The sequence below is a fragment of the Pseudomonas sp. R15(2017) genome (genome assembly GCF_002112685.1).
Classification (GTDB): domain Bacteria; phylum Pseudomonadota; class Gammaproteobacteria; order Pseudomonadales; family Pseudomonadaceae; genus Aquipseudomonas; species Aquipseudomonas glycinae.
In genome coordinates, this window is record NZ_NEII01000005.1 from 237991 (window position 1) to 262257 (window position 24267).

General features: G+C 61.7%; 22 protein-coding genes and 1 pseudogene. 14 read left to right on the forward strand and 9 right to left on the reverse strand.

Going from position 1 to position 24267, the window contains the following annotated elements; all coding sequences use genetic code 11:
- Position 1 precedes the first annotated feature (1 nt).
- Positions 2-784 carry an IclR family transcriptional regulator gene (locus CAF77_RS12840; protein ID WP_064382495.1) on the reverse strand — a complete coding sequence of 261 codons (783 nt, stop codon included), beginning with the start codon at positions 782-784 and terminating at the stop codon, positions 2-4.
- Between the two features lie 163 nt (positions 785-947).
- On the opposite strand from CAF77_RS12840, the gene hmgA reads away from it, so the two are divergent.
- The 4 genes from hmgA (at position 948) to CAF77_RS12860 (ending at position 5681) form a co-directional block, all read left to right on the forward strand.
- Positions 948-2243, forward strand: coding sequence for a homogentisate 1,2-dioxygenase (gene hmgA / locus CAF77_RS12845; RefSeq protein WP_064382494.1), 1296 nt, complete (start codon positions 948-950; stop codon positions 2241-2243).
- Positions 2244-2246: 3 nt separating this feature from the next.
- Positions 2247-3551 carry a fumarylacetoacetase gene (gene fahA / locus CAF77_RS12850; protein ID WP_064382493.1) on the forward strand — a complete coding sequence of 435 codons (1305 nt, stop codon included), beginning with the start codon at positions 2247-2249 and terminating at the stop codon, positions 3549-3551.
- A 12-nt stretch (positions 3552-3563) separates the two neighbouring features.
- Positions 3564-4202 (forward strand): maleylacetoacetate isomerase, encoded by a 639-nt coding sequence (maiA, locus tag CAF77_RS12855; RefSeq protein WP_085654644.1) that lies wholly within the window; start codon positions 3564-3566, stop codon positions 4200-4202.
- Between the two features lie 81 nt (positions 4203-4283).
- Positions 4284-5681: an aromatic acid/H+ symport family MFS transporter gene (locus CAF77_RS12860; RefSeq protein ID WP_064382491.1), complete on the forward strand. Its 1398-nt coding sequence runs from the start codon at positions 4284-4286 to the stop codon at positions 5679-5681.
- Here the strand turns inward: CAF77_RS12860 and CAF77_RS12865 are convergent.
- On the reverse strand, positions 5605-6408 hold the full coding sequence (locus CAF77_RS12865) for a SirB1 family protein (protein WP_064382490.1): 804 nt from the start codon (positions 6406-6408) through the stop codon (positions 5605-5607). The genes CAF77_RS12860 and CAF77_RS12865 overlap by 77 nt on opposite strands.
- Before the next feature lie 184 nt (positions 6409-6592).
- Between CAF77_RS12865 and CAF77_RS12870 the strand changes: the two genes are divergently transcribed.
- Complete coding sequence (locus CAF77_RS12870; protein WP_011332519.1) at positions 6593-7612, forward strand: Glu/Leu/Phe/Val dehydrogenase dimerization domain-containing protein; 1020 nt, start codon at positions 6593-6595, stop codon at positions 7610-7612.
- Between the two features lie 155 nt (positions 7613-7767).
- On the opposite strand, the pseudogene CAF77_RS12875 reads toward CAF77_RS12870, so the two are convergent.
- Positions 7768-8025, reverse strand: a pseudogene (locus CAF77_RS12875) (YebG family protein); the annotation flags it as partial.
- A gap of 293 nt (positions 8026-8318) precedes the next feature.
- Here CAF77_RS12875 and CAF77_RS12880 point away from each other — a divergent pair.
- Positions 8319-8819: a phosphate-starvation-inducible protein PsiE gene (locus CAF77_RS12880; RefSeq protein WP_007957255.1), complete on the forward strand. Its 501-nt coding sequence runs from the start codon at positions 8319-8321 to the stop codon at positions 8817-8819.
- On the opposite strand, the gene CAF77_RS12885 is transcribed toward CAF77_RS12880, so the two are convergent.
- The 3 genes from CAF77_RS12885 to CAF77_RS12895 form a co-directional block, all read right to left on the reverse strand.
- Positions 8816-9133 carry a DUF3509 domain-containing protein gene (locus tag CAF77_RS12885; RefSeq protein WP_085654645.1) on the reverse strand — a complete coding sequence of 106 codons (318 nt, stop codon included), beginning with the start codon at positions 9131-9133 and terminating at the stop codon, positions 8816-8818. The two genes, CAF77_RS12880 and CAF77_RS12885, sit on opposite strands and share 4 nt — an antisense overlap.
- Positions 9134-9333: 200 nt before the next feature.
- Entirely contained in the window at positions 9334-10635 is a 1302-nt protein-coding gene (locus tag CAF77_RS12890; RefSeq protein WP_085654647.1) for an HAAAP family serine/threonine permease, read from the reverse strand.
- 63 nt (positions 10636-10698) lie between these two features.
- The gene (locus CAF77_RS12895) at positions 10699-12075 is read right to left on the reverse strand and encodes an L-serine ammonia-lyase (RefSeq protein WP_074691739.1); all 1377 of its coding nucleotides are present in this window, start codon (positions 12073-12075) and stop codon (positions 10699-10701) included.
- A 135-nt stretch (positions 12076-12210) separates the two neighbouring features.
- Between CAF77_RS12895 and CAF77_RS12900 the strand changes: the two genes are divergently transcribed.
- The gene (locus CAF77_RS12900; protein ID WP_064382486.1) at positions 12211-13158 is read left to right on the forward strand and encodes a LysR substrate-binding domain-containing protein; all 948 of its coding nucleotides are present in this window, start codon (positions 12211-12213) and stop codon (positions 13156-13158) included.
- A 200-nt stretch (positions 13159-13358) separates the two neighbouring features.
- Positions 13359-13766, forward strand: coding sequence for an HPF/RaiA family ribosome-associated protein (locus CAF77_RS12905; RefSeq protein ID WP_011332524.1), 408 nt, complete (start codon positions 13359-13361; stop codon positions 13764-13766).
- 71 nt (positions 13767-13837) lie between these two features.
- Here CAF77_RS12905 and fecA read toward each other — a convergent pair whose 3' ends face one another.
- The 3 genes from fecA to CAF77_RS12920 form a co-directional block, all read right to left on the reverse strand.
- Positions 13838-16171 carry a TonB-dependent Fe(3+) dicitrate receptor FecA gene (gene fecA / locus CAF77_RS12910; RefSeq protein WP_064382485.1) on the reverse strand — a complete coding sequence of 778 codons (2334 nt, stop codon included), beginning with the start codon at positions 16169-16171 and terminating at the stop codon, positions 13838-13840.
- Positions 16172-16271: 100 nt separating this feature from the next.
- The gene (locus tag CAF77_RS12915; protein ID WP_085654649.1) at positions 16272-17201 is read right to left on the reverse strand and encodes a DUF4880 domain-containing protein; all 930 of its coding nucleotides are present in this window, start codon (positions 17199-17201) and stop codon (positions 16272-16274) included.
- Entirely contained in the window at positions 17198-17686 is a 489-nt protein-coding gene (locus CAF77_RS12920) for a sigma-70 family RNA polymerase sigma factor (protein ID WP_085654726.1), read from the reverse strand. The genes CAF77_RS12915 and CAF77_RS12920 overlap by 4 nt, the downstream gene beginning before the upstream one ends.
- Before the next feature lie 175 nt (positions 17687-17861).
- On the opposite strand from CAF77_RS12920, the gene CAF77_RS12925 reads away from it, so the two are divergent.
- The 6 genes from CAF77_RS12925 (at position 17862) to CAF77_RS12950 (ending at position 24168) form a co-directional block, all read left to right on the forward strand.
- Entirely contained in the window at positions 17862-18167 is a 306-nt protein-coding gene (locus CAF77_RS12925; protein ID WP_039769401.1) for a DUF3649 domain-containing protein, read from the forward strand.
- The gene (locus tag CAF77_RS12930; protein WP_085654651.1) at positions 18164-19753 is read left to right on the forward strand and encodes a PepSY domain-containing protein; all 1590 of its coding nucleotides are present in this window, start codon (positions 18164-18166) and stop codon (positions 19751-19753) included. Before CAF77_RS12925 ends, CAF77_RS12930 begins: the two co-directional genes overlap by 4 nt.
- The gene (locus CAF77_RS12935; protein WP_064382482.1) at positions 19754-20080 is read left to right on the forward strand and encodes a DUF3325 domain-containing protein; all 327 of its coding nucleotides are present in this window, start codon (positions 19754-19756) and stop codon (positions 20078-20080) included.
- A 1-nt stretch (position 20081) separates the two neighbouring features.
- Positions 20082-20648, forward strand: a complete 567-nt coding sequence (locus CAF77_RS12940; protein ID WP_064382481.1) for an RNA polymerase sigma factor — start codon at positions 20082-20084, stop codon at positions 20646-20648.
- Entirely contained in the window at positions 20645-21634 is a 990-nt protein-coding gene (locus CAF77_RS12945; RefSeq protein ID WP_085654653.1) for a FecR family protein, read from the forward strand. The genes CAF77_RS12940 and CAF77_RS12945 overlap by 4 nt, the downstream gene beginning before the upstream one ends.
- Before the next feature lie 104 nt (positions 21635-21738).
- Positions 21739-24168 carry a TonB-dependent receptor gene (locus tag CAF77_RS12950; protein WP_085654655.1) on the forward strand — a complete coding sequence of 810 codons (2430 nt, stop codon included), beginning with the start codon at positions 21739-21741 and terminating at the stop codon, positions 24166-24168.
- The last annotated feature ends 99 nt before the right edge of the window (positions 24169-24267 follow it).

Sequence of the window (24267 nt, forward strand, 5' to 3'; positions counted from 1 at the left end):
TTCACGCTGGCTGAAACCCCATCCGCCAACTCACGGCCCGCGTCGCCGCCAGCAACCGCTGCGCTGCCGGGCCGTTTTCGTCAGCGTGGAACAGCGAGGTCGGGCCGACGATGGTCAGTACCGCAGCGACCTGTCCGAGGGCGTTGAACACCGGTGCCGACAAGGCGTCCACACCGGGCATCAGCAAGCCGTGGACATGATGCAGACCGCGTGCGCGGATCTGTTCGCACAATGCCTCATAAGCTTTTTCGTCCGCCAGCGGATGGCCGCCGACGGCGATTTCGTGTTCACGCAACTCCTCGGTTTCCCGCTGCGGCAGGTACGCGCCGAAGACCAGGCCGGTGGAGGAACTGAGCAGCGGCAACACCGAGCCCAATTGCGTCACTACCGTCACCGCGCGCACCGCCGGTTCGATGTGCACCACGGTCGCGCCCTGATTGCCCCACACCGCCAGGAAACAGGTTTCGTTGAGTTCGTCGCGCAACTCGGCCAGCGGCAGGGCGGCGACTTTCAGCACGTCCATACTGTTGAGTGCGGCCAAGCCCACGCGCAGCGCTTCGCGGCCGAGGCCGTAATGGTTGGTGGCGGTGTTCTGTTCGGCGAAACCGCTGGCGATCAACGCCTGCAGATAACGGTGCACCTTGCTCGCCGGCATCTGCACATGTTCGGCCAGACGCGACAGCGAAGTGGACGGCGACAACTCGGCCAGGGCCTTGAGGATGTCGGTGCCGACTTCGGCGGAGCGCACTTTCTGTTTGCCATTGCTGTCGCTGGTTTTTTCCATGGTGCTGCCGTGTCCCGGAACGAATGGGCGTCTTTATAGCTTGACGCTGGATAGCGAGCAAATTACGTTATGCGTAATTGAATTACGATAAAAATAACCCCGGCGTGCCAAGACCTCTGATCCAGAGCGTTCGACCATGCCGACGCCCTGTTCAGGAGGCTCCATGAACCTCGATTCAGCCCTGGCTTACCAGTCCGGTTTCGGCAACGAATTCAGCTCCGAAGCGTTGCCCGGCGCACTGCCCGTCGGCCAGAACTCCCCGCAGAAAGCCCCATACGGTCTTTACACCGAACTGTTCTCCGGCACCGCGTTCACCATGACCCGCAGTGAAGCGCGGCGCACGTGGATGTACCGGATCCAGCCGTCGGCCAATCACCCGGCATTCGTCAAACTGGAGCGGCAACTGGCGGGCGGCCCGTTGGGTGAAGTGACCCCCAATCGCCTGCGCTGGAACCCGCTGGAGATCCCGGCCGAACCGACCGATTTCATCGACGGTCTGGTCAGCATGGCGGCCAATTCCGCTGCCGAAAAACCGGCCGGCATCAGCATCTATCACTATGGCGCCAACCGTTCGATGGAGCGCGTGTTCTTCAACGCCGACGGCGAGCTGTTGCTGGTGCCGCAACTGGGTCGTTTGCGTATTGCCACCGAACTGGGTGTGCTGGACGTGGCGCCGCTGGAAATCGCCGTGCTGCCACGGGGCCTGAAATTCCGTGTCGAACTGCTCGACCCGCAGGCACGCGGCTACGTCGCCGAGAACCATGGCGCGCCGCTGCGCCTGCCGGACCTGGGGCCGATCGGCAGCAACGGCCTGGCCAATCCACGGGACTTCCTGACCCCGGTCGCCGCCTACGAAAACCTGCAACAACCGACCACCCTGGTGCAGAAATTCCTCGGCCAGTTGTGGGGTACCGAACTCAATCACTCGCCGCTGAACGTGGTCGCCTGGCACGGCAACAACGTGCCGTACAAATATGACCTGCGCCGCTTCAACACCATCGGCACCGTCAGTTTCGACCACCCGGACCCATCGATCTTCACCGTGCTGACCTCGCCGACCAGTGTCCACGGCCTGGCCAACCTCGATTTCGTGATCTTCCCGCCGCGCTGGATGGTGGCCGAGAACACCTTCCGTCCGCCGTGGTTCCACCGCAACCTGATGAATGAATTCATGGGCCTGATCCAGGGCGAATACGACGCCAAGGCCGAAGGTTTCGTGCCCGGCGGCGCGTCCCTGCACAGCTGCATGAGCGCCCACGGCCCGGACGGCGAGACTTGCACCAAAGCCATCAACGCGGACCTCAAACCGGCGAAGATCGACAACACCATGGCGTTCATGTTCGAGACCAGCCAGGTACTGCGCCCAAGCCGCTTCGCCCTCGACTGCCCGCAACTGCAATCCACTTACGACGCTTGCTGGGCCACGCTGCCCGCCACGTTTGACCCGACCCGGAGATAACCCATGACGCAGAATTCCATCACCCGCAGTTGGGTCGCTTCGGCCAACGGCCACGCGGATTTCCCGTTGCAGAACCTGCCGCTGGGCGTGTTCAGCACCAATGGCTCGGCACCGCGCGCCGGCGTGGCGATTGGCGAACACATCTTCGATCTGCAAGTGGCGTTGGAGGCCGGTCTGTTCGACGGCGCCGCGCGCAGTGCAGTCGAAGCCATGCACGGCGGTCAGTTGAACGCCTTCTTCGAACTCGGCCGCGATGCCCGTGTTGCCCTGCGCGAACGTCTGCTGGAACTGTTCAGCGAAGGCAGCACTCACCGCGGCAACATTGAAGCCCAGGGCGCAAAACTGCTGCCACTGGCAGCCGATTGCCAGTTGCATTTGCCGGCGCGCATCAGTGACTACACCGACTTCTACGTCGGCATAGAACACGCGCAGAACGTCGGCAAACTGTTCCGTCCGGACAACCCGTTGCTGCCGAACTACAAACACGTGCCGATCGGCTACCACGGTCGCGCGTCCACTGTGCGCGCTTCCGGTGCCGACGTGCGCCGCCCGAAAGGCCAGACCCTGCCGGCCGGCGCAACCGAGCCGACCTTCGGCCCATGCGCGCGGCTGGACTATGAGCTGGAACTGGGGATCTGGATCGGTCAGGGCAACGAGATGGGCGAGCCGATCGCCATTGGTGATGCCGCCGAACACATCGCCGGTTTCTGCCTGCTCAACGACTGGTCGGCCCGTGACATCCAGGCCTGGGAATACCAGCCGCTCGGCCCGTTCCTGTCCAAGAGCTTCATCACCAGCGTCTCGCCATGGGTGGTGACTGCCGAAGCGCTGGCGCCGTTCCGCATCGCGCAACCGGCGCGTCCGCAAGGTGACCCGCAGCCGCTGCCGTACCTGCTCGACAAGCGCGATCAGGAGGGTGGTGGTTTTGACATCGAGCTGGAAGTGCTGCTGCTCACCGAAAAAATGCGCGAGCAGAACCTGCCGGCCCATCGCCTGACCCTGAGCAACACCCGCTACATGTACTGGACCGTTGCGCAAATGGTTGCGCACCACAGCGTCAACGGTTGCCAGTTGCAGGCTGGTGACTTGTTCGGTTCGGGCACCTTGTCCGGGCCGGAAAGCGGTCAGTTCGGCAGCCTGCTGGAAATCACCGAGGGCGGCAAAAAGCCGATCGAACTGGCGTCCGGCGAAGTGCGCAAATTCCTTGAGGACGGCGACGAAATCATCCTGCGCGCCCGCTGCGCCCGCGAAGGTTTTGCCTCGATCGGTTTCGGCGAATGCCGTGGCACCGTGCTGGCGGCACGCTGACAGGAGCGGCTCATGGATCTCTACACCTATTACCGTTCTACCTCGTCGTACCGGGTGCGGATTGCGCTGGCACTCAAGGGCCTCGACTATCAGGCGTTGCCGGTCAACCTGATCGCACCGCCCGGTGGCGAGCATCGGCAACCGGCGTACCTGGCGATCAATCCCCAGGGCCGGGTGCCGGCGCTGCGCACTGACGAAGGCAAGTTGCTGATTCAGTCGCCGGCGATCATCGAGTATCTGGAAGAGCGTTATCCACAGGTGCCGTTGCTCCCCGAAGACCTCGTTGCCCGCGCCCGGGTGCGCGGTGTGGCGGCGGTGATTGGCTGCGACGTGCATCCGCTGCACAACGTCAGTGTGCTCAATCGCCTGCGCGGTCTGGGGCATGACGAGGCGCAGGTGAACGAGTGGATCGGTCACTGGATCAGCCAGGGGCTGGCGACGGTGGAGCAGTTGATCGGCGACAGCGGCTTCTGTTTTGGCGAGTGGCCGTGTGTGGCGGACGTGTACCTGATTCCACAGTTGTACGCGGCCGAGCGTTTCAATGTTTCGCTGGAGGCGTATCCACGGATTCGTCGGGTGGCTGCGCTGGCCGCTAAACATCCGGCGTTCATTGCGGCGCATCCGGCGAACCAGCCGGACACGCCGAAGTAGCATTTGATGGCTCCCGTGCAGCGCACGGGAGCCATTCCGGTTACCCGCAAAAAATCATAAAAACAAAACAGGTACCTTGCGATGCATAACCAGATTGCCAGCTTTCGGGCGGCACTCGACGCCCGTCCTGTGTCCCGCTTTCAGTGGTTGCTCCTGATTCTTCTCGCCTTGCTGCTGGTCACCGACGGCTATGACGCCCAAGTGCTCGGTTACGTAGTGCCGGCACTGGCGCAGGACTGGGGCCTGGAAAAATCCGCATTCGGTCCGGTATTCAGCGCCAACCTTCTGGGCCTGACCCTCGGCTCGCTCGCCGTGACGCCGCTGGCCGATCGCTTCGGCGTTCGACGGATTCTGCTCGCCTGCGTGCTGATCTACGCCAGCCTCACCGTGCTGATGGTGTTCGCCGATTCCCTGAATACCCTGATGATCGCGCGTTTCATCTGCGGCATCGGCATGGGCGGCGCAATGCCCAGCGCCATGGCGTTGATGTCGGAATATTCACCGCCACGCCTGCGCACGTTGATGGTCACGCTGGCGGCTTGCGGCTTCTCCTTCGGTGGTGCGGCGGGTGGTTTTGTTGCGGCCGGTTTCATTGACCGTTTCGGTTTGCAAGCGGTGTTCCTCGCCGGCGGTGTCACGCCGTTGCTGTTGTTCCCGTTTCTCTGGTGGATGCTTCCGGAATCCTTGCCACGTCTGCTGCGTGACGCGCCGCCGTATGCGCGCCTGCGCAAGGTTACCGCGCGGATGCTGCCGGACTGGCAACCACCCGCCGCGTCGGTCGAGCAGAACGCGCGCGAGCAGGGCAGCAAACTGACCGTGGTGGAGTTGTTCCGCAATGGTTACGCCCGTCCGACCTTGCTGATCTGGGCGACGTTTTTCGTCAGCCTGATCCTGCTGTATTTCATGATCAGTTGGCTGCCGTCGTTGCTGCTCGAAAGCGGGCTGAAACTCAATGAAGCGAACCTGGTGACGTCGATGTTCCTGTTCGCCGGCACGCTGGGCGCGATCTGCATGGCGTGGTTCGCCGACCGCTTGAAAAGCAAGGTGCGACTGCTGTCCGGCGTGTTGGCCGGCGCGGCGGTGTGCACGATCCTGCTGGGCCTGAACCACGACAACCCGCGTTATCTGGTGGCCTGTGTGTTTGCGGCGGGGTTTTGCATCATCGGCGGGCAACTGACGCTCAACGCGTTTGCCAGCAATTTCTATCCGGCCCACGTGCGCGCCACCGGCACCGGCTGGGCTTTGGGAGTGGGGCGGTTCGGCTCGATTCTCGGGCCGCTGTTCGGCAGCCTGTTGCTGGCGATGCACATTCCGGTGGAGCAGATTTTTTTCTTTTGCGCGATTCCGGCGGTGATTGCGGCGTTGCTGATCATTCAGGTGCGTTCGCCAGTGACTGCGCCGTTCAGTGGACAACCGCGTTCGGCGGCAGATGGCCCAGCCGTTCCGTCAGGCGAAGTCGCTGAATCGGGTCGTCGCTGAGCAACAGTGCGTGCTCCAGATCGAAACGCTCGGCGTTCGGGCAATCGAGACGCTGGTACAGACTGGCCCGCGCCAGGTAGTCGGCGGCGCTGGCGTTGCCCAGCTCGAGCACGCGCTCGGCATCGATCAGCGCGGCGATGAAGTCGTCGTGGGTCAGGTGCAGCTGGCGCAGGTTGCGTGACAGACGCTGAAGCATCTGCACCGGCTCGGCAGTCAGCAGGTGATCGGCGCTGAGTTTCATCTGGTGGCCGTACTGGCGATGCAGCAGTTCGCGGCAATCGTTCGGATACAGGCGCCGTCCGCCGCACGGATCGAGCAGGTGATCGGCCCCGGGAACCTTGAGCAGGAAATGCCCGGGGAAGTTGACGCCCACCAATGGAATCTCCAGACCACGGGCCAGTTCCAGAGCGATCAGTGCCAGCGCCAGCGGCTGGCCGCGTTTGGTCTGTATGACTTTGTGCACCATCGCCGCCTGCGGACGCAGCGGTACGAAATCATCCTGGGCAAACCCCAGATCGGTCATGCGTCGCAGCAGCGGTTGCGCCAGCTCGCTGACCGGCAGCAACGGCAAGCCATAGCTGACCCGCTGTTGCAGCTCCTTGAAGTCCTGCAACAGTGCTTCGGGATCGGCTTGTTTGTCGTGTTCGGCGGCCATCCACAACGCCGCTTCGAACAGCGCGGGCGGTGAGCGGTGCAGACAATCGAAGAAACGTTGGCGCGGACTCATCTCAATCTCCGGGGTATGCCTCGTTTTAGCCCCGTCTTTGCCATTCGTCCAGTGCCAGGCCGCGCTGCCATCGGGTTATGCCGCAACGCGTGGGTCGCTGTGGGGGCTTATTCCCGTGCGCTTCAGCAATTTTCGGGCGCAAGCCTATACTGGCGTCTACCAGAAGTGATTCGGGAGCCTGCCGATGTTCGCTCTCATGCAAAGCACTCGCCTGGAATCGCTGCACCTTAGCGTTGATCCGGTGTCCGGATTGAAGGCGGTCATTGCCATCCATAACAGTCGCCTCGGGCCAGCCCTGGGCGGATGTCGTTATCTTGCCTATCCGAACGACGAATCCGCAGTCGAGGATGCCATACGCCTGGCCCAGGGCATGAGCTACAAGGCCGCATTGGCTGGTCTCGCTCAGGGCGGTGGGGTGGCCGTGATCGTGCGGCCGGCTCACGTGGAAAACCGCGCCGCACTGTTCGAAGCCTTCGGCCGTTGCATCGATCAGCTCGACGGGCGCTACATTACCGCGATCGACAGCGGCACTTCGGTGGCGGACATGGATTGCATCGCCCAGCAGACCCAGCATGTCACTAGTACCACCTCGGCCGGCGACCCTGCGCCGCATGCGGCGATGGGCGTGTTCACCGGGATTCGCGCCACTGCGATGGCACGGCTCGGTAGCGACAACCTCGAAGGCTTGCGCGTGGCGATTCAGGGGTTGGGCAATGTTGGTTATGCCTTGGCCGAACAGTTGCACGCCGCCGGCGCCGAACTGCTGGTCAGCGACATCGACCACGGCAAGGTGCAACTGGCGATGGAACAGCTCAACGCCCATCCGATCGCCAACGACGCGTTGCTCAGCACGCCGTGCGACATCCTCGCGCCGTGCGGTTTGGGCGGTGTGCTCAACAGCCACACGGTCACCCAGTTGCGCTGCTCGGCGGTGGCGGGCTCGGCCAACAATCAGCTGACGCATCTGGACGTCGCCGATCAACTGGAACGGCGCGGCATCCTGTATGCGCCGGATTACGTGATCAATGCCGGCGGGCTGATCTACGTTTCCCTCAAGCATCGAGGTGAAGAACTGACGACCATTACCGCGCACCTGTCGAAAATCAGCTCGCGGTTGACCGAAGTGTTTGCTCACGCCCAGGCGGAAAAACGATCACCCGCGCGGGTGGCGGATGAGCTGGCGGAGAAGGTGTTGTACCGCTGAAGTTTGTCCGGGCATGAAAAAGCCCCTGAGTCTTTCAACTCAGGGGCCATTCAATTCAGAGGCTTCAATTACTTCGCAGCCTTTGCCGCTTTGGCAGGTTTGGCTGGCGCTTCTACCGGTTCAGCCACGTCTGCCGGCTCGGTTGCCACAACCGGTGCAGCCGGTGCGTTGATCAGCTCCGACAACGCGTCAGGCTGGCTCTTGAACGCCCGGGCGAACACATCGCGGTTCTTCGCCATGAAGATCCCGACTTCTTCCACTTGCTGCTCGCTCAACGATGGAACGGCTTTTTCCAGCACTTCGGCCAACAGTTCGGCCAGTTCGAGCATTTTGTCATGACGGTCAGCTTCGGCTTTATCCATGAACAAGCGCTCCAGATCTCGGCTGCTGCGGTATACCACTTCGACGGCCATTCACCACCTCACATGCCTTCACATTAAGTTGTCTTTGCGACTACTGTATCTATATACAGCGAAAAGGATAAGCGAATCCCTGCGCTTTGGGTAGTGGCTTTTCAATGTAGACCGGATTCGGATTTTGTCAGCCCGACGTCTGCGCACAGGTGCGACCAAACGCCACGGCGCGGGTTTCGCGGCAGCTCGCCATGATGGCGTGGCCTCTTTTCTGCATGCATCTGCGTACGTGCGCAATAACCGTCACGTCCAGCAAGCAACATCCGCTCGAACCGGGCTAAGGAACCTTCATCGTGAAAATCAACTGGGCCGAGAAACTGCGGCAAAACGTGCATCAACTGGCCGAGTCCCTGGGCAACCTGTTCGTCGAGACCTTCCATTACCTGGCGCTGTTCGCCATTGGTGCGGTGACCGCATGGGCGGCGGTGATGGAATTTCTCGGGATGCTCGAGGAAGGGCACATCAAGATCGATGACATTCTGTTGCTGTTCATCTATCTGGAACTGGGGGCGATGGTCGGGATTTATTTCAAGACCAACCACATGCCGGTGCGCTTCCTGATCTACGTGGCGATCACTGCTCTGACGCGCCTGCTGATCTCCAACGTCTCGCACCACAATCCGCCGGACATGGGCATCATTTACCTGTGCGGCGGAATTCTGCTGCTGGCGTTCTCGATCCTGGTGGTGCGTTACGCCTCGTCGCAATTCCCTTCGGTGAAAATCGAGAACCCGCACCGCAAGATCGGCACGGGCTCCAGTGAACATCCGGAAGTGGAGAAGGGCGAACTCTAAAGACCGGCGGTTGGCCGGGCCGGGTGCTTGGCCTGACGCGGTGGCGGAGTGATTGCGTCACCGCGGGTCATGGCGTCGAGTACCGCCATGGCGCTGTGGCCCTGCTCGATGGCGATGCCGAACTGAATGCTTTGCACCAGGCGCTTGAGGCGCTTGGGGTCGTTGCGCTGTTCGGCGCTGATCATCCGTTTGGCGACGATCCGCCCGCTTTTGGAGAGGGTCAGCATGATGCTGCCGTCGAGCCCCTGAATGCTCAGGTTGATCTGATAGTCCGGCGCGAAGGCATCGGTAATGATCTGAAAAGGATTGTCCATGATGCGTCACCGCCTGATTGAACGTGCAGTTGTTGACCGGCCTTGATCGGGTTGGTTCGCCAAACCTGACCATCGGCCTTTTCCGTGGTCCTGTCTCCTTCAGTGATGTAGCAAGGGACATGCCGGGAATATTGTCGAACAATGAAACCGGCCAAAAAGAAGGCGAGCTCATGGCTCGCCTTCTTCGTTTGCGGCCCGTTTCAGGGCAGAACCGAGTAGATGATCGCTGACAGTGCAATCAGGCCGATCAGCACCACGAACACGTTCGACACCTGGCCCGAATACTGGCGCAAGGCCGGCACGCGGCGGATCGCGTACATCGGCATCAGGAACAGGAGGCAGGCAATCACCGGCCCGCCGAGGGTCTCGATCATGCCGAGGATGCTCGGGTTGAAGGTCGCCACGGCCCAGCAACTGAGGATCATGAACAGCGCGGTCACACGGTTCAGCCAGCTCGCCGACATCACCCGGCCACGGCTGCGCAGGGTTTTGACGATCATGCCCTGGAAGCCTTCGCTGGCGCCGATGTAGTGGCCGAGGAAGGATTTGGTGATCGCCACCAGCGCAATCAATGGCGCGGCGTAAGCGATGACCGGGGTCTGGAAGTGGTTGGCCAGGTACGACAGGATCGAAATGTTCTGCGCCTTGGCCGCTGCCAGATCCGTCGGCGACAGCGCCAGCACGCAACTGAAGCAGAAGAACATCACCGTCACCACCATCATGCCGTGGGCCATGGCGAGGATGCCGCTGCTCTTGCGCTCGGCCTGGTTGCCGTAGCGCTGTTTCTGCTCGACAGCGAACGCCGAAATGATCGGCGAATGGTTGAACGAGAACACCATCACCGGGATCGCCAGCCACAGGGTCTTGAGGAACACCGACATTTCCATCGGTTCTTGAGCACTGGCGAAGAACGCGCCGTTCCAGTTCGGAATCAGGCTGAAGCCGAGCAACAGCAGCGCGGCGACGAACGGATACACCAGCACGCTCATGGCTTTGACGATCACGCTCTGACCGCAGCGGACGATGGCCATCAGACCGAGGATCAACGCCAGCGACAGTATCGCTCGCGGTGGCGGGGCGATGTGCAATTGATGTTCGAGGAAGCTGCTGAGGGTGTTGGTCAGCGCCACGCTGTACACCAGCAGGATCGGGAAGATCGCGAAGAAATACAGCAGCGTGATCAGTTTGCCGGCGCCGATGCCGAAGTGTTCTTCCACCACTTCGGTGATGTCACCGGAGCGGCCCGAGAGCACGAAGCGGGTCAGGCCCCGGTGCGCGAAGAAGGTCATCGGGAACGCCAGCAACGCCAGGATCAGCAACGGCCAGAAGCCGCCGACACCGGCGTTGATCGGCAGGAACAAGGTGCCGGCACCGATGGCCGTGCCGTACAGGCCGAGCATCCAGGTAGTGTCGAACTTGCTCCAGCCCTTGTGGGCGGTTTCGTTATTGCGTGTGCGGTCTACAGCGGGATTTTCGGCAGCAGGTGTGCGTACATCGGTCATCGTTTTTGCCTCGTTATTATTCTTGCTCGGGCTCACGTGTTACGGGCGGTCAGGGAGTGCTCCTCAGCACTCCACCCAGCTCACGGCCAGGCCGCCCCGTGAAGTCTCTTTGTATTTGTCATGCATGTCGGCGCCGGTATCGCGCATGGTGCGGATCACCCGGTCGAGGGAAATGAAGTGTTTGCCGTCGCCGCGCAGGGCCATTTGCGTGGCGTTGATCGCTTTCACCGCAGCGATGGCATTGCGCTCGATGCACGGCACCTGCACCAGTCCGCCGACCGGGTCGCAGGTCAGGCCGAGGTTGTGTTCCAGGCCGATTTCGGCGGCGTTTTCCAGTTGCTCAGGCGTGGCGCCGAGCACATCGGCCAGACCCGCAGCGGCCATGGCGCAGGCAGAGCCGACTTCGCCCTGGCAGCCGACTTCGGCGCCGGAGATCGAGGCGTTTTTCTTGCACAGGATGCCGACCGCTGCCGCGCCCAGAAAGAACGCGACCACGTCGTCGTCGGACGCGTCCGGATTGAATTTCATGTAGTAGTGCAGAACGGCGGGAATGATCCCGGCAGCGCCGTTGGTCGGCGCGGTCACCATGCGCCCGCCGGCAGCGTTTTCTTCGTTGACGGCGAGGGCGAACAGGTTGACCCACTCCATCGCCGACAGGGTCGAACTGATGACGTTCGGCTTGCCGATTTCCAGCAGGCTGCGGTGCAATTTCGCCGCGCGACGCGGAACGTTCAGACCGCCAGGCAGGATGCCTTCGTGACGCAGGCCTTGCTCGACGCATTCGCGCATCACCGACCAGATGTGCAGCAGGCCCTGACGGATCTCGGCGTCGCTACGCCAGGCCCTTTCGTTGGCCATCATCAGTTCGGAAACCCGCAGGTTGTGCTGCTTGCACAGCGCCAGCAGTTCGACGGCGCTGGAGAATTCGTAAGGCAACTCGACGTCGCCGGCCGGCGCCACACCCGATTCGGCTTCGGCCGCTTCGATGATGAAACCGCCGCCGACCGAGTAGTACGTTTGCTCGAACAGTTGGCCGGATGCGCCAAAGGCTGTCAGCGACATGGCGTTGGGGTGGTAGGGCAGGCTCTCGTCCAGCAGCAGGAGATCGTGCTGCCAGTTGAAGGCGATTGAGCGTTTACCGGCCAGAGACAGTTGGCCGGTCTCGCGCAGTTGCTGGATGCGCGGCTCGATGGTCGACGGATCGATGCTGTCCGGCCATTCGCCCATCAGGCCCATGACCGTCGCGCGGTCAGTGGCATGGCCGACGCCGGTGGCCGAAAGCGAGCCGTACAGACGGATTTCCACTCGCTGCACATCGTTCAGCAAATGTTGGTCAATCAGCGCCTGGGCGAAGGTCGCGGCGGCGCGCATCGGGCCGACGGTGTGGGAACTGGACGGGCCGATGCCGACTTTGAATAGATCGAAAACACTGATAGCCATGCTAAACCCTTACAAGCAATGGAGTAGGAATCGCTGCCATTTTTTGTAGGACAAGCGCAATGTCGGCGATACTGCCTGCCTCGCTTCAACGTGACTAACGAAACCTCCTAAGTAAGCCTTTAGTAGGACTAAACCATGAGTCGTCAATTGCATGCCCAGACTTACGTCTGGCTGCAGGTGTTTTCCTGTGCCGCGCGGCACCTGTCATTCACCCGTTGTGCCGAAGAACTGCACATCACGCCGGGGGCGGTGAGTCAGCAAATCCGACAGCTGGAAGAGCGGCTGGGTTTTCGCCTGTTTCACCGCCGTGCACGAGGTGTGGAGCTCAGCGCGGAAGGGCAGCGACTGGCGAGCACGGTCAACGAGGCTTACGGCAGCATCGATGCGGAATTGCGTCGGCTCGATGCGGGGATGATCAGCGGGATTCTGCGGGTGCGCTCGATTCCGTCGTTCCTCAGCAAGTGGCTGACCCCGCGCTTGCCACGCCTGCAACAGCGTTACCCGGATATTCAGTTGCGGTTGGTGGCCGAGGACAGCAGCGTGCCGTTGCATGAGGGGGATTTCGACCTGGCCATCGACCTGAACGACGGCAGTTATCCGGGACTGTTATCCACAGCCTTGCTCGATGAGCAGATTTTCCCGGTGTGCGCGCCGGGCCTGTTGCGTGGGCGACCGCCGCTGCACGGGCCGGCGGATCTGGTGCACTTCCCGCTGTTGCACGACATCACCGCCTGGCGCGGCAGTTATGAATACGCGGAATGGGAGTTTTATCTGAATGCCATTGGTTTTGAGGGCGCCGATGTGCGGCGCGGGCACACGTTCAATCGCAACCACCTGACCATCGAAGCGGCGATTGCCGGCATGGGCGTGGCGATTGCAAGGCGCACGTTGCTCAACGACGAGCTGGAGCGAGGGACGTTGATCGTGCCGTTCGGGATTTCGGTGCCCAATCACAAGCGCTATGTCTTGCTTTATGCGCCAGGGGCATTGAGCCATCCGGGTGTGCGGGCGGTGCATGACTGGCTGGTGGAAGAGGCGGGGATTTTCCGCAGTCTGCACCCGTTGGGTGATGGCCAATTGTGAGCAGATTTTTCGGGGTGCCGGGGCGACCCAACTCCCGACCTTACCAGCGCTTTACTCGGTTGTCCGGCTTTTTTTGCGAATGAATATTTATCTTTTTTCAGGGGTTGAAATGTTCGTCCGGCGGGCCGATTGTTGTAATCAAGAGGTCACGAAATCCTGTTCCAGGCCTCTTGCGAGCTAGCTGAAATAAGGGATGAACTATGCAAATCCAAGTCAACAGCGATAACCATATTCAAAGCAGCAAACGACTGGAGGAGTGGGTACGAACCACCATTGAGAGCACGCTCGACCGTTATGAGGAAGACCTGACCCGTGTCGAAGTCCATCTGAGCGACGAGAACGGTGACAAACCAGGTCCTCATGATTTGCGCTGCCAACTGGAAGCGCGGCCAAAAGGCCATCAACCGATTTCCGTCACCCACAAAGCCGATTCGCTGGAACAGGCGATCGATGGTGCAGCTGAAAAGCTGGAGCACGCGCTGGAGCACCTGTTTGGCAAACTGCGCGGCAAACCGCGAGCCGCTGTGGTGCCTTTCACCAGCAAGGCCAACGACAAGCTGCTGGCGGAAGAGTTTGACGAGAACGAACAGGCAGCGATCAACAGTTGATGCGCTGATTTTCCAAGCCACCCAATGAGAAAGGGCCTGCAATTGCAGGCCTTTTCTGTTTTCAGCGGGAATCAGAAAGCAACGGAAGTCTGCACGTACACCGTGCGCGGCTCGCCGACATACTTGCCCTTGTTGTTGTCATCGAACGAACGGGTGAAGTACTGGGTGTTGAAGATGTTCTTCACCCCCACCGCCACATTCAGGTCCGACAGCTGTGGGCCGAAGTCATAACCGGCGCGGCTGCTGAACAGCATGTAGCCGGGGATCCTGCCGGTGCTGCCGTCGGCGCTTTCTTTGGAGGTGTTGGCGTTGTCGGCGAACTGGTCGCTCTGGAAGCTGCTGTCCAGGTTGAGCTTCCACGAGCCTTCGGTGTAACCGACGCCGATCGTGCCTTTGTGTTTCGACGAAAACGGCACACGATTGCCCTTGTTCGGCCCGTCTTCGCGAATGGTCGCGTCGACATAGGCGTAAGTCGCGTAGACGTCGAAGCCGGTCAGCGCCGGGCTCAAGTCGTCGAGGGCGTAGTTGACGCTGGTTTCGATGCCCTGATGCCGGGTTTCGCCACGGGCGATCACCGAATCATTGGTCTGGTTGCTTTCGTACTGGTTGTCGAAGTTGATCAGGAACGCACCGATTTCCGCTCGCAGAGCGCCGTTATCGTAACGGGTGCCGACTTCCCAGGTGCGAGCCTTCTCCGGTTTCACTTCGCCACTGCTGACGCGGTTGGGCATCTGGCTGTATTGCACGCTGCCGAACGAACCTTCGGTGTTGGCGTACAGATTCCAGCTGTCGGTCAGGTGATACAGCACGTTCAGTGCTGGCAGCGCAGTGTTGTAGTCGCCCTTGTATTTGACGTTGGTCAGATTGTTGGTCTGCTGCGATTCGATCATCTCGTAGCGCACGCCCGGCGTGATCGTCCACTTGCCGATGTCGATCCGGTCATCGACGAAGAACGCATTGGCTTCGGTGCCGCCACGGGTGTCTCGATCGTTGCGGCTGTTGGTGGTCGGGTACTCATTGCTGCTGATCGGCGTGCGATAGCGCAGTTCGTGACCGGCCTCGTTGATATAGCGATAGCCGACGCCGACTTCATGGCTGGTCGAGCCGAGGTCGAAACCTTGAGCGAAACGGGTTTCCAGGCCGCGAACCCAGTATTCGCGCGGCGACAGCGACAGGAATGTGCCCTGATCCAGATAACCGCTGCGCAGGGTCTTGGTGAAGAAAGTATTGGCGGTGAATTCGCGGCGATCTTCCTGATATCGGTAGCCGACATTGAACATCGTGCGACGGCCCCAGAACTGGTCTTTTGGCCGGGTCGACTGGTACGGATCGGCATCGTAATCGGCGACATTCAGACCGCCGGGCATGTCGGCCTTGCCTTCGTAATACTGAGCCATGGCGTTGAAACTGTTGGCCTCGTCGAGCTGGTATTTGCCCTTGAGGATCAGGTCGTCGATTTCCGTGTTGCTGTGCTCACGCCAGTCGCCTCCGCGAGTGCCGGAGTACAACAGCGCGCCGCCCAGACCGTTGGCATTGGTGCCGCCGGCCAGCAGGTTGGCGCTGGTCTTGAAGCCGTCATGGCTGGACGACGGGCTGGTTTCGGTCTGGAAACCGCCTTTCACGGTCGGCTCGTCCGGAATCGCCCGGGTCACGAAGTTGACCACGCCACCGACGTTCTGCGGGCCGTATCGCACGGCGCCGCCACCACGCACCACGTCCACCGCATCCATGTTGCCCATGCTGATCGGCGCGAACGACAACTGCGGCTGGCCATAAGGGGCGAACGGCACCGGGATGCCATCCATCAATACGGTCGAGCGTGCGGCCAGGCGCGGGTTGAGGCCGCGAATGCCGAAGTTCAGCGCCATGTCGTGGCTGCCGGTGCCGTTGTTTTCCGGCGCGTTGACGCCGGGAATGCGGTTGAGCACATCGCGGGCCTGGGTCGCACCCTGGCGTTCGAATTCTTCGCGGCGGATCACGTCACGGGCACCGGGATGTTCGAAGACGTTGACCTGCGCAGCCTCACCCAGCCAGTCGCCGACCACTTTCGAGGTGTCCAGCTCCAGGGTGTTGTCATTCGACGGCTGCAGGCTGAAGGCATTGCCACCTTCGGCACGGGCTTGCAGGCCAGTGCCCTCGAGCAGCGCGTTCAGACCTTGTTCCGCTGTGTAGCTGCCTTCCAGTCCACGGCTTTGCACACCGCTGGTGACCTGCGAGCCAAAGGAAATCAGCACCCCAGCCTCACGGCCGAACTGGTTGAGGGCATTTTCCAGCGACGACGGAGCGATGTGATAAGCCTTGGTTTCGGCAGCCAGCGCAAGGGGCAGGGCGCTGAAACTGAGGCTGGCGCCGAGGACGAGGTTACGCAGGGTTCGGGCCAGCGGCGTGAGACGGGTGGGTTGCATGGAGGACGGTCCTGAGAAGGTTGAATCAAGGGGGCTTTCCTTCTCTGTCACGCCAGATCTGAAAAACGGCTCATTTATTTTTTACAGGGGCGCGGAGCGATCAGGCTCTGGCTTCGACCGTCACCCAATAGCGAGTAAAACGCTTCACTTTCACGGGCAGGCTGATTTCCAGCAGGTCGAGAATCCGCTCGCTGTCGTCCAGTGGATAAGTCCCGGAGATCAGCAAGTCCGCCACTTTCGCATCGCAATGGAGCTGCCCGCGACGGTAGCGACCGAGTTCGTCGAGGAAGTCGCCCAGGCGCATGTGCGCGGCCACCAGCATGCCGTCGGCCCAGGCGCCGCTGTTGGCGTCCAGCGGTTTTGTCGCGCTGACGCCGGTGGTACTGAAACTCAGTTGTCGGGCGACCGGCAGCAGCATCGGCGCGCGACCTTGCACATTCAACTCGACCCGACCTTCAAACAGTGCGATCTGCGTGCGGTCGGCAAACTGCCGCACGTTTATTCGCGCGCCCTGGGTTTTCAGCAGGCCTTGGGCGGTTTGCAATTCGAAGGATTGAGTGGCGGTCAGCAGCATTTCACCTTCGAGCAGGCGGATCAGGCCATCGCCCCGGACGTCCGCCGCGCTGGCGGTGTTGAGCTGCAATTGGCCGCCGGCGCCGAGCGAGATCTTGCGTCGCTCACCGACCGGGCTGCGGTAATCGGCCAGCAGCGATGGCAACGGATTGTGCTCGCGCATTCCCCAGGTCACCGCCGAGCCAGCGCCGAGAATCAGCAACAACTTCAGCGCCTGACGACGGCTGCCGGACTTCGGCGCATTCAACGCGGCGTGGGCCAGTGGCGACGACAACCCGCGCAACCGCGAATTGACCCGCTGAATGTGCTCCCACGCCCGGCGGTGTTCGCTGTGGGCGTCGATCCATTGCTGCCAGGCTTGTTGCTGGCGCGGGTTCAACGGGCCCTGCTGCATTTCCAGTAACCAGTGCACCGCCTGTTCGGCGACCTGCGCGGAAAAATCCATCGGCGGGTTCACAGGGCGAAGTAGCAGCGCATCGCCGCTTTATTCAGATGACGTTTGACCGTGGCCACGGAAATGCCCAGTTCAGCGGCGATCTGCGGATAGGTCAGGCCATCGACCTGCGCCAGCAGAAATGCCCGTTTGACGACGCGCGGCAGGCCATCAAGCAACTGATCCAGCTCCATCAGGGTTTGCAGGATGATCGCTTTCTCTTCTTCCGAAGGCGCAACCATTTCCGGCATCTGCGCGAGGGTGTCGAGGTAGGCGCGCTCCAGGTCCTGGCGGCGGTAATGGTTGAACAGCACGCGCTTGGCCAGGGTGGTGAGGAATGCGCGCGGCTCGATGATCACCGGCGGCTCGCGGGCGGTCAGCAGCCGGATGAAGGTGTCCTGGGCCAGGTCAGCGGCGCTGTCCGGGCAGCCGAGTTTGCGCCGCAGCCAGCCGGTGAGCCAACTGTGGTGGGCCTGATAGAGCGATTCGACAGGATGGGCGGACGACAACGGCATCACTCCGGGCGCATGCGGGATGCGTTAGAGAACAAGAATGGTTCGCATTGTAGGGTTGTCGGTGATGTCCGGCAATCAGACTCTTTTGCGTATGAGAATATTTATCATTAATATTGTTCGCCTGTCGTCCGGCGTGTTGGCCGGACGTTAACCGTTTCAGGGTCGAAACATGAAAGCCAAACTCGCCACACTTCCCCTGTCCTATCGTCTGGCCGTCACTTCGCGGGTGCTTGCGGCGGTGTTCGGCGGCTATCTGGTCGCGGCGCTGGCGAGTGTCACGCTGACGCTGTGGCTGCCGCTGAACCGCGCAGAAGCGGTGGTGACCGGCATGACCGTTTCGTTTCTGGTCTATCTGGTGGCGGTGCTCTGGTGTTTCGCCTGTCGCACGGCGTGGTCGGCGTGGGTCGGTCTGCTGGTGCCGAGCGTGATCCTGGCGACCGTTTCCGGGGCTGCGCGCGGTCTGGGTCTGGCATGAAAGAGGGCTTCCGGCAGGCGATGGCCTGGCTGCACACTTGGGCCGGGCTGGTCTTCGGCTGGCTGTTGTTCGCGATTTTCCTGACCGGAACCCTGGCCTATTTCAAGGACGAAACCAGTCACTGGATGCAACCGGAAATCCCCGCCCGCCCGTTGAATGCCGAGGCCAGCCTGACCCTGGCGCAAACCTACCTGCAACAGCACGCGGCCGGTGCTTCACGCTGGTTGATCGACCTGCCTGATGCCCGCGATCCTGGCCTGGGTGTGCGTTGGCAACCGGTCCCGGCCAGGCCCGGCGAGCGCGGCCAGTTCATCAGCAAGACTCTCGACGCGCAAACCGGCGCCGAAGTGCAGGCCCGGGAAAGCATGGGCGGCGAGTTCTTCTACCGCTTCCATTTCCAGCTGCAAATGCCTTATCCATGGGGGCGCTGGCTTTCCACGATTGCCGCCATGGTGATGTTCGTCGCGCTGATCACCGGGATCATCACCCACAAGAAAATCTTCAAGGACTTCTTCACCTTCCGCCCACGCAAGGGCCAGCGTTCGTGGCTCGACGGGCACAACGCAGTGGGTGTGCTGGTGCTGCCGTTTCATCTGATGATCACCTACAGCAGTCTGGTGATCTTCATGTCGATGGTGATGCCGGCGAGCATTCTGGCTTCGTACGGCAACAATGTCCGGGCGTTTTACGACGAGGTGTTTCCCGCCGCCAACGTTCCCGAGCCTGCCGGTCAACCGGCGACACTGGCACCGCTGGCGCCACTGTTGCGGTCGGCCAGCGAGCAATGGTCGGGTGGACATGTCGGGCGTATCAGCGTGAACAATCCGGGCGATGCCAACGCCTCGGTGGTGATGTCCCGTGCGGGTTCCGACCGGGTGGTGAACGATGCCGGCAGCGCGGTGACTTTCAATGGCGTCAGCGGGCAAATCATCGGCACCCCATCTCAACAGCCGATGGCGATGGCAGTGGCCGGCAGTTTCTACGGTTTGCACATGGGGCACTTTGCCGGGCCGGTGTTGCGTTGGCTGTATTTCATCTGTGGTCTGGCCGGCACGGCGATGATCGGCACCGGGTTGGTGATCTGGCTCGGCAAGCGTCAGCTCAAACACGCCAAAAGCGGTGTGATGCCGTTCGAGTTGCGGCTGGTGCAAGTACTGAACATTGCCAGCATGGCCGGACTGATGACAGCAGTGGCGGTGTTCTTCTGGGCCAATCGTCTGCTGCCGGTGAATCTGGCCGGGCGTGCCGACTGGGAAGTGAACGCGTTCTTCATCGCCTGGGGCTTGAGCGTGGTGCATGCGATGTTGCGCCCGGGGCGCAAGGCCTGGGTCGAACAGCTATCGCTCGGAGCCGCACTGTTTTTCGCGGTGCCGGCTCTCAATGGATTGACCTCCTCGTATCACCTCGGCGTGACAGTGCCCGCGGGCGATTGGGTTTTGGCCGGTTTCGACCTGACGTGTCTGGGCAGTGGTCTGTTCCTCGCCTGGGCCGCGCGGAAAATGCAGCGCGCCGGACACACCGTCAACGTGAAAAAAACAGCGCGCGAAACGACTCGGCCGATCTCCCTTGAGCAGGGGGCGAACTGAATGCTACTGCCGCTGTTGCTCTGTTATAGCGCTTTTACGGCGCTGTGCCTGGCGATGCCCCGGCATCACGAAGAGCTGCTGGGTCACAAACCTTCGGCTCGCCGTCGACAATATTTGAAACTCGCAGGCTGGCTGTTGCTGGGGCTGTCGCTGTGGGCGGCGGTTGCCAGCAAGGGCTGGAGCTTTGGCCTGGTCGACTGGTGCGCCGTGTTGATGTTCAGTGCGCTGACGCTGGTGCTGTTGTTGCCCTATCGCCCACGCCTGGCCTTGACCATGGCCGGCGCGAGTCTGCTCGCCAGCCCGGTCGCTGCATGGGCGTTGAACTGACATGTTGATCGGCCATCCCCCCGAGCACCGCGACGACGAAACCCATGGTGCCCGTGCGCATTTTCTTCAGGTGTTCCTGTCCCAGCGTTCGCAGATGGAAGCGCTGGTGAGCCGACGTGTGGGCTGTCGGGCGACGGCGGCGGATCTGGTGCAGGACCTGTTCCTGCGTTTCTGGCGTCGGCCGCTGGTGCAGGTCGAAGAACTCAGCACTTATCTGTTGCGCTGCGCCGGCAATATCGCCATCGATCATTTGCGCAGCGAAGGCACGCGGGTGCGAGTCAACGAAGGCTGGCAGCCGGATGAGCCGGACAGCTCCGCCAGCGAACCGCAGGCGGCGCTCGAAGCAGGCAACGATTTACGTCATGTCGAAGCGGCCTTGCGCGCGTTGCCCGAGCGCACGCGGCAGATCTTTTTGCTCAATCGCATCCATGGGCGCAAGTACGCCGAGATCGCCAAAGCCATGGGCCTGTCCCAAAGCGCTGTGGAAAAACATATGATGCGCGCCCTCGAGGCCTGCAAGGCCAGCCTGCGCGAACCCGCGCCACGCACGCCAGGGAAAGCACCGTGAATCACATCGAACGCGTCATTCCGACGCCTGCTCAGGAACAGGCCGCTTTCGCCTGGTTGAGCCTGTTGCACGACCGCCCCAGCGCCGGCGATCAACTGACGTTCAGTCAATGGCTGCATGCCGATCCGGCTCACGCCGAGGCCTACGCCCAGGCGCAAGTGGTGTGGGAGTTGAGCGAAGGGCCGGCGCGCACTCTGGCCGATGAAGACGCGTTGGCGTTGCAGGGTTTGCTCAATGTGATGGACCGGCCGCGTCGTCCGCAGGTCCGGCGTTGGGCCGGCGCGCTGGCCATGGCGGCCTGCCTGTTGTTGATGATCAGCCTCGGCACAGGTTGGCAGCCGCAGCGCTGGATCGATGATCTGGGCGCCGATTACGTGTCGGCACCGGGCGAGATCCGCACCGTGATCCTCGCCGATCAATCGCAGGTGACGCTGGACGGCGACAGCGCTATCGCCGTGGATTTCAGTCACGGCGAGCGGCATGTGCAACTGCGCCGGGGCGCCGGATTTTTCAGCGTGACTCACACGGGCGATCCTTTTGTGGTCGAGGCCGAGAAAGGCCAGGCGCGAGTGTTGGGCACGCAGTTCGAAGTGCGCCTGCAACCGCAAGGTGCCCAGGTGACAGTGCTGTCCGGACGCGTCGGCGTGACGCCATCCCGCGATGGCCAACAGCAGGTTCTGACCGCTGGCCAGCAAGTGGCGTACGGCGCAGGCACCGCGGAAAAACTCCACGCCGTGGACAGCGAAGCGCAATTGGCGTGGCGCCAGGGCTGGCTGACTTACTACAAGTCGACGCTGGCCGATGTGGTGCAGGATCTGCGGCGTTATTACCCGGGACGGATCGTGTTGCTCAATGACGAGCTGGGCGCGCGCAAGGTCAGTGGCAGCTTTCCGAGCAAGGATCCGCAAGCGGTACTGAATTCGCTGCAAGGGGTGCTGGGATTCGAGCAACATCAGGTGTTGGGCAAGCTGATCATCCTGCGCTGAAAATATTTTCAAAATTGTGGTGAGGTAAACCCGGATGCCATCCGTGTAGTGACTGAAACTGCGAGTCATTCGCATCCGTTGCGGTTCTACACAGGTCATGAGCAATGAAGTCCAGGGCAAAATCGGGTTCGGTCAAACAGTGGTTAGGCGTTTCGGCATTGAGTTTTTCGGCGTTGGCTCTGTTGCCGCTGAGCGTGGCGCTGGCCGCTGAATCCGTCAGCAGTCAGCCGCAAAAGCAATTCAGTTTTTCTCTGGCTGCCAAACCGCTGCCGCAAGCCCTGAGCGACTTCAGTCGCGTGACCGGGCAGAGCGTGGTCTACACCGATGAAGCCCCTTACGGCCTGACCGCACCGGCGATCAACGGCCAGATGAGTGCCGAACAGGCGCTGCAACATCTGCTCACCGGCTCCGGCCTGACCTTCCGCCGCACCGACAGCCATACCCTGGCGCTCGAACCGCAACCGACCGCAGGCGCATTGAACCTCGGTGCGACCACCATCACCTCGGTGGTCGACCAGCCGATGAGCTATCAGCCACCGGAAACCAGTTCGGTGATGCGCTCTTCCGCTTCGCTTCAGGAAATCCCGCAGACCGTCAACGTGATTGCGGCCCAGGTCATTCGCGATCAGGCACCGCGCAATCTCGATGACGCACTGGCCAACGTCAGCGGCATCACCCAAGGCAACACCTTGGGCAGCACCCAGGACTCGGTGATGACTCGCGGCTTCGGCGACAACCGCAACGGCTCGATCATGCGCGACGGCATGCCGGTGGTGCAGGGCCGTGGCATGAACGCGACCGTGGATCGCGTCGAAGTGCTCAAGGGCCCGGCGTCGCTGCTGTACGGGATTCAGGACCCGGGCGGCGTGGTCAACATGGTCAGCAAGAAGCCCGAACTGACCCAGTACAACGCGCTGACCCTGCGCGGCTCGACTTACGGTGACGGCAAGAATGGCAGCGGTGGCGCCTTCGACAGCACTGGTGCGCTGGGGGATTCCGGCCTCGCGTATCGCATGGTGCTGGATCACGAAGACGAAGATTACTGGCGCAACTTCGGCACTCACCGCGAAACCCTGATCGCACCGTCGCTGGCCTGGTACGGCGAGCGCACCAAGCTGCTGTTCGCCTACGAGCACCGTGAATTCCTGACCCCGTTTGATCGTGGAACCCTGATCGATCCACGCACCAACCATCCGCTGGATATCTCTCGCAACGAGCGGCTCGACGAGAAATTCAACGACATGGAAGGGCGTTCGGATCTGTATCACTTCGAGGCCGACCACGAACTCAACGACGACTGGAAAGCCCATTTCGGCTACAGCTGGAACCGCGAAACCTACGACGCCAGCCAGGTCCGTGTAACCGCGATCGACACCAAAAAAGGCACCCTGACCCGCAGCATGGACGGCACTCAGGGCGCGATCAGTACCGACCGCTTCACCACCGCCAGCCTCGAAGGCAAGGTCAACGTGCTGGGCATGCAGCATGACTTGGTGTTCGGCGTCGACGACGAGTACCGCAAGATCTACCGCGCCGACCTGATCCGCCAGAAAAGTCTGAGCACTTTCAGCTACGTCAATCCGGTCTACGGTCGCGAAGTCGAAGGCACCACCGTCAGCCCGGCGGACAGTGCGCAAACCGATCTGCTGCGCAGTGATTCGGTGTTCCTGCAGGACTCCATCCACCTCAACGACCAGTGGATTCTGGTGGCCGGCGGGCGCTTCCAGGAGTACGACCAGTACGCCGGCAAAGGCGTGCCGTTCAAGGCCAACACCGACAGCAACGGCCAGAAGTGGGTGCCGCGCGCAGGTCTCGTGTATCGCTACACCGACGCGTTGTCGTTCTACGGCAGCTACACCGAATCGTTCAAACCGAACTCGACCATCGCCCCGCTCAGCGGCAGCAGCACCGTGCTCGACGGCAGCATCGCACCGGAAGAAGCCAAGTCCTGGGAGCTGGGCGCACGTCTGGACATGCCGGGTCGCATCACCGGCAACATCGCCCTGTTCGACATCAAGAAACGCAACGTGCTGGTGGCCAACGCCGAAGGCCCGACCACGATCTACAGCGCCGCCGGTGAAGTGCGTTCCCGTGGCCTGGAAGTCGATCTGACCGGTCAGCTCAGCGACCGCTGGAGCATGATCGGCAGCTACGCCTATACCGACGCCGAGGTTACGCAAGATCCGGACTACAAAGGCAACAGGCTGCAGAACGTGGCGAAAAATACCGGCTCGCTGTCGGCGGTCTACGACTTCGGTAGCGTGATCGGTGGCGATCAACTTCGGGTCGGCGCCGGCGCGCGCTATGTCGGTGAACGAGCGGGTAACGCGGTGAATGATTTCGATCTGCCGAGCTACACCGTGGCCGATGCGTTCGCCACTTACGACACCAAGGTTGAGGGGCAGAAGGTCAAGTTCCAGCTCAACGTGAAGAACCTGTTCGACCGCACCTACTACACCTCGGCGGCCAGTCGCTTCTTCGTGTCGATGGGCGATTCGCGGCAGATTTCGTTGTCGAGCACGCTGGAGTTCTGATCCAGAACCGCGTCATCGTTCATCGCCGGCAAGCCAGCTCCCACAGGTTTTCGGTCGACCACACCTATCGGGAACGAGGCAGAACCTTGTGGGAGCGGG